The 4,606-nt window shown below is 65.8% G+C and carries 5 protein-coding genes; 2 read left to right on the top strand and 3 right to left on the bottom strand.

Going from position 1 to position 4,606, the window contains the following annotated elements:
* Together Q8N40_RS08080 and mgtE are read right to left on the bottom strand one after the other, a co-directional pair.
* On the bottom strand, nt 1-288 hold a 288-nt coding region (locus tag Q8N40_RS08080; protein ID WP_305711447.1), incomplete at its 3' end, for a DNA-binding transcriptional regulator.
* 137 nt (nt 289-425) lie between these two features.
* Nucleotides 426-1,847: a magnesium transporter gene (mgtE, locus tag Q8N40_RS08075; protein WP_305711446.1), complete on the bottom strand. Its 1,422-nt coding sequence runs from the start codon at nt 1,845-1,847 to the stop codon at nt 426-428.
* A 136-nt stretch (nt 1,848-1,983) separates the two neighbouring features.
* Between mgtE and Q8N40_RS08070 the strand changes: the two genes are divergently transcribed.
* Both Q8N40_RS08070 and Q8N40_RS08065 read left to right on the top strand, forming a co-directional pair.
* Nucleotides 1,984-2,763, top strand: a complete 780-nt coding sequence (locus Q8N40_RS08070) for a polysaccharide deacetylase family protein (RefSeq protein WP_371135642.1) — start codon at nt 1,984-1,986, stop codon at nt 2,761-2,763.
* 151 nt (nt 2,764-2,914) lie between these two features.
* Nucleotides 2,915-4,228: a polysaccharide deacetylase family protein gene (locus tag Q8N40_RS08065; RefSeq protein ID WP_371135641.1), complete on the top strand. Its 1,314-nt coding sequence runs from the start codon at nt 2,915-2,917 to the stop codon at nt 4,226-4,228.
* 15 nt (nt 4,229-4,243) lie between these two features.
* Here the strand turns inward: Q8N40_RS08065 and Q8N40_RS08060 are convergent.
* Nucleotides 4,244-4,606: hypothetical protein (locus tag Q8N40_RS08060; RefSeq protein WP_371135640.1), on the bottom strand; the 363-nt coding region annotated here is incomplete at its 5' end.

The following is a 4,606-nucleotide window of genomic DNA, read 5'->3' as shown; positions in this document are numbered from 1 at the left end:
GGCGGCAAACACGGTGTCCGGCGCGTGGGCGATGACGGCGAGAAGCGCCCTCGCCGGTCCGCGCGGCATCCGTTTGCCCTGCTCCCAATTTCGGATGGTCTCGACCGGCACCCCTAACCGGGCGGCGAATTCAAGCTGCGTCAGCCGCGCGCGCCGTCGCAGGTCGCGTACCGCCGGGGACGCGGCCACTTCCGCGGGCGCGGCAGGCGTTGCCGGTACAAGCGGAAACTCCTGCCCGTCCCGCAATTCGACGATCCGTCCGTCCGCTTTCAGCCGCAAGCGCTGCATGTCCGACTCCAGGCGCGGAAGTGTCGGCGATGCGCGTTAAGCCTTGATTAACGATAATGCGGCCGCAGAGACCTGCTGATCATCTGTTTGACGCGTTTTCTTCACGCGAACCGGTACCCATTTCGCTCGAAAACGCCTTACTTCAGTCCGAACCAGAGCGTGGCGATACCGAGAAACGAGAAGAAGCCGACCACGTCGGTGATGGTGGTGACGAAGGTGCCCGACGCCACCGCCGGATCGGCCCGCACCCGCTCCAGCACCATCGGAATCAGAATGCCGCCGAGCGCCCCGGCAATCAGGTTGCACAGCATGGCGAGGCCGATCACGACGCCGAGCCCCGGCATCTTGAACCAGGCCACCGCGGCAACGCCGGTGATCACCGCAAAGGCGAGGCCGTTGACGAGGCCGACCAGGCCCTCGCGCATGACCACGCGATGGGCGTTGTGGGGGCCGAGTTCGCGGGTCGCCAGCGCGCGCACCGCCACCGTCATGGTCTGGGTCGCGGCATTGCCGCCCTGGCTGGCGACGATCGGCGCCAGCACCGCCAGCGCCACCATCTGTTCGAGCTGGCCCTCGAACAGGCCGAGCACCGACGACGCCAGGAAGGCGGTGGCGAGATTGACCAGCAGCCAGTTGAAGCGGCCCTTGGCGATGGTCCAGACATTGTCGGACAGTTCTTCGCCCGAGGTGACGCCGCCCAGCGCCTTCAGGTCCTCGTCGGCCTCTTCCTCGATCACGTCAACCACGTCGTCGATGGTGATGACGCCGACCAGCCGGTTCTCGGTGTCGACCACCGGCGCCGCCACCAGATTGTACTTGCCGAACAGCCGCGCCACTTCCTCCTGGTCGTCCATGACCGAGACGCGGCGGCGGTCCTCGTCGATCAGGTCGGCCAGCAGCACCGGGCGGCGCGAGCGCAGCAAGACGTCAAGCGACACCGCGCCCTGCCAGTGCTGCGCGCCATCGACCGAATAGATTTCGTAGAACCGGTCGGGCAGATCGGGCGTGTCACGCATGTAGTCGATCGCCTGCCCAACGGTCCAGTCCGGCGGCACCGCGATGAACTCGGTCTGCATCCGCCGGCCGGCGGAGTTTTCCGGATAATCCAGGCTGCGCTCGAGCGCGTCGCGCTCCGAGGGCGGCAGTTTTTCGAGGATCTCTTCCTGGTCCTTCTCGTCGAGGCCTTCGAGCAATTCGACGGCGTCGTCGGATTCCAGCTCGCGAACGCCCTCCGCCACCGTCTCCGGTTCGAGTTCCTCGAGGATTTCCTCGCGGACGGAGTCGTCGACCTCGTTCAGCGCCGAGAAATCGAAGTCGGCGCCGGTCAACTCGACGAGGCTGACGCGGTCATCCGGTTCGAGCGCCTCGATCAGGTCGCCGAGATCGGCTTCATGCAGCTCGGCGACGATGGTGCGCAAGAATGCGGCATCGGCGGCTTGAACCGCGCGGGCTATTTCCGCGACAAACTCCTGACGAATTCCGCCATTCTCGTCGCGCATCGGATGACGGTCGAGCCACGACGCATCGGCGGCCTGGGCAACGTCCGTAGCTTCGGCCATAGCGCGCCTCGCCGTTTGACAGGGTTGATGAACTCGTCTGACTTATCGCTTGACGCAATAGCCAATCGGCAACACCTAGCGCAATGACAAATCCGCCCGGACTGCAATGACTTTGGAAGTAATGACTTTGGAAGTGATGAAGCTGCTGAGAACCACGCTTGTCGCTTCGGTCGCGTGGAGCGCAGCGGCGCAGGCGGCAGATTGTCCGCGGCCCGGCACGCTCGGAACTTCGCGCATTCTAAGCGTCGATCCCACCGCAACGCCACGGGTCGGCCTGAAGAGCTTTCCGCAGACCCTGCCGCTTGGGGATCGCGAGGTCGTGATGACCTTCGACGACGGCCCGTGGCCGGCGACGACGTCACGGGTGCTGGCGGCGCTGGCACAGGAATGCGTGCGCGCGACGTTCTTCCTGATCGGCCGGTCCGCCTCCGCACATCCGGCGCTGGTTCGGCGGATCGCCGCCGAAGGCCACACCATTGGCCATCACACCTTTGCGCATCACAACCTCAAATACCTGAAGCCGGCTCAGGCCGAGGCCGAGATCGACAAGGGCATTGCCGCGGATGAAATGGCGCTGCACGGGGTCGCAACCACGACCCCGAGTACGCCGTTCTTCCGGTTTCCCTACTTTGAGAGCACGCCTCACCTGCTCGATCGGCTGCAGTCCCGCGGCATGGCGGTGTTCGGCGCCGACCTGTGGGCGAGCGACTGGGAGCTCATGTCCCCGCAGGCGCAATTGAACAAGCTGACCGACCGGCTCAAGGCTGCCGGCAAGGGCATCATCCTGCTGCACGATCCCAAGGCGCAGACCGCTTCCATGCTGCCGGCCTTCCTGCGCTGGCTCAGGGACAATCACTATCGTGTGGTCCATCTGGTACCGGCGCCGCGCGCCGTCGGTGTCGCCCGCGTCCCCTAGGCTGGAATCATCTGAGAAAGTCGGGCAATTAAGCCCGCGTTCACGGCGCGGCGGTAATTTTTCGCGTTATTGGGAATCACGGTGCATGATTGTTGATGTATTGATTGGAGTTCGGCACCGCATTGCCGTTGGCCTGGGACTGTTCGCCGTCATGACCGCACCGGCTGCCCTGGCCGGCTCGGCCGCCGATTGCCCCGGCCGTCCCGATGCGCTCGGCACCTCGCGAACCCTGGTGGTCGACCCCCGCGAGCATCCCCGCATCGGCGTCATGCAATATGCCGAAACGCTGCCGCTCGCGGATGGCGAGGTAGTGCTGACCTTCGACGACGGGCCGTTGCCGAAATACAGCAACCGGATTCTGGAAATCCTGGCCTCCCATTGCGTCAAGGCGACCTTCTTCCTGGTCGGCCGTCAGGCCCAGGCCAATCCGGAAGGCGTGCGCAAGGTCCGCGACGCCGGCCACACCGTCGCGACCCACACCCAGAATCATCCGGGCGGCATGCATCTGCTGCCGATCGAACGCATTCAACAGGAAATCGACGAGGGCATTGCGTCGGTGTCCGCGGCGCTGGGAGACGGCACCGCGCCGGCCCCGTTCTTTCGTGTGCCCGGCCTCGCGCGCGCCGAGGGCATCGAGCAATATGCCGCGTTGAAGGGCGCCCAGGTCTGGAGCGCGGATTTCCCGGCCGACGACTGGCGACCCGTTTCCTCCTCGCGTGTCTACGAACTCGCGATGCAGCGGCTGGAGGCCAAGGGCAAGGGCATCCTGCTGCTGCACGACATCCAGGCGCGAACGGTAGCCGCCCTGCCGAAAATCCTGCAGGAGATGAAGGCGCGAGGCTATCGCATCGTGCACGTGGTGCCGGCGACCACCGAGCTGGCAGCGACACCGACCGAACCGCAGCAATGGCGCTCGCGCCCGCTGCCGGAGAACGTTGCGACCTCACACTGGCCGCAAGTTCCCAGTTTCTTTTTTGCCGAGAGCACGATGCTGCCCGGCCCCTGGCTGTCGGATTCGTACTGGAACGACGAATGGCTGACGTCGTCCGATCGCGCCAGGCAACGCACCGGCGCCGTTCCGCAGCCGCGGCAGGCGCCCTGGCCCCAGCAAATGCCGGTACCGCTGCTGGGCGCCGTCAACGCCCTGCCGGTGCCGGGACAAAGTGTCTTCGAGTTCGGCGGCCGACCGCGGCTGGCGGCCCAGGCTGTCACCGCGCGCCCCTCGCGTCGCGCCGAGCCAGCGGCTTCAACCGGGCATGCCGGAACTCATGCCAAGCCTGATGCCATGACACATGCGAAGCACGGCGCAGAGCGTGTGCCCGGGGAAACCAGCGCATCCCGGCGCGCGGGCGGCGGAAAATCCCGGGCCAACCGGGCAGATGTGCCTCACGCAGCCGGCCGCGCCGCCGGGCATGCGGCGCAGCCCGGCCGGCGGGCGCTGAAGCGCCTGGTTCAAGTCAGGTAAGGAGCCCTCGGCGGCTCAGTTCGTCACGATCTTGGCGATGCAAATCAGCACGACCATGGCGAGAAAGAACAGGTCGATATAGGACTTCATCTCGCCGTCGCGTCGCAGTACCGCCACGTCGCTGACGACGTGCCTGCGCGAGGCGGCGGCTCCGGCCTCCCCGGCCACACCGGCGAGGCGGCGCGCCTCGAGCTCCAGCCGCTCGATCTTCTGGAAGAAGTAGAACGACCGCAGCGCCGAGACCCCGCGCATCGAGGCATAGACCAGCACCAGAATCGCGATGATGGCGCGATGCTGATACTTCTCCATGAAATTCAGGCTGTAATAGACCAGCGCCAGAAAAGCGAAATTGGAGACCACCCGATAGACGTAGCCCAG

Source organism: Bradyrhizobium sp., assembly GCF_030693485.1.
Classification (GTDB): domain Bacteria; phylum Pseudomonadota; class Alphaproteobacteria; order Rhizobiales; family Xanthobacteraceae; genus Bradyrhizobium.
Note: the sequence above shows the minus strand (reverse complement) of the source record. Positions and strands in the feature narration are given on the sequence as shown.

Excerpts from the sequence above, each read along its gene's own strand:
- mgtE (WP_305711446.1), bottom strand. The coding sequence starts at position 1,847 with ATGGCCGAAGCTACGGACGTTGCCCAGGCCGCCGATGCGTCGTGGCTC.
- Q8N40_RS08070 (WP_371135642.1), top strand. The coding sequence starts at position 1,984 with ATGAAGCTGCTGAGAACCACGCTTGTCGCTTCGGTCGCGTGGAGCGCA.
- Q8N40_RS08065 (WP_371135641.1), top strand. The coding sequence starts at position 2,915 with ATGACCGCACCGGCTGCCCTGGCCGGCTCGGCCGCCGATTGCCCCGGC.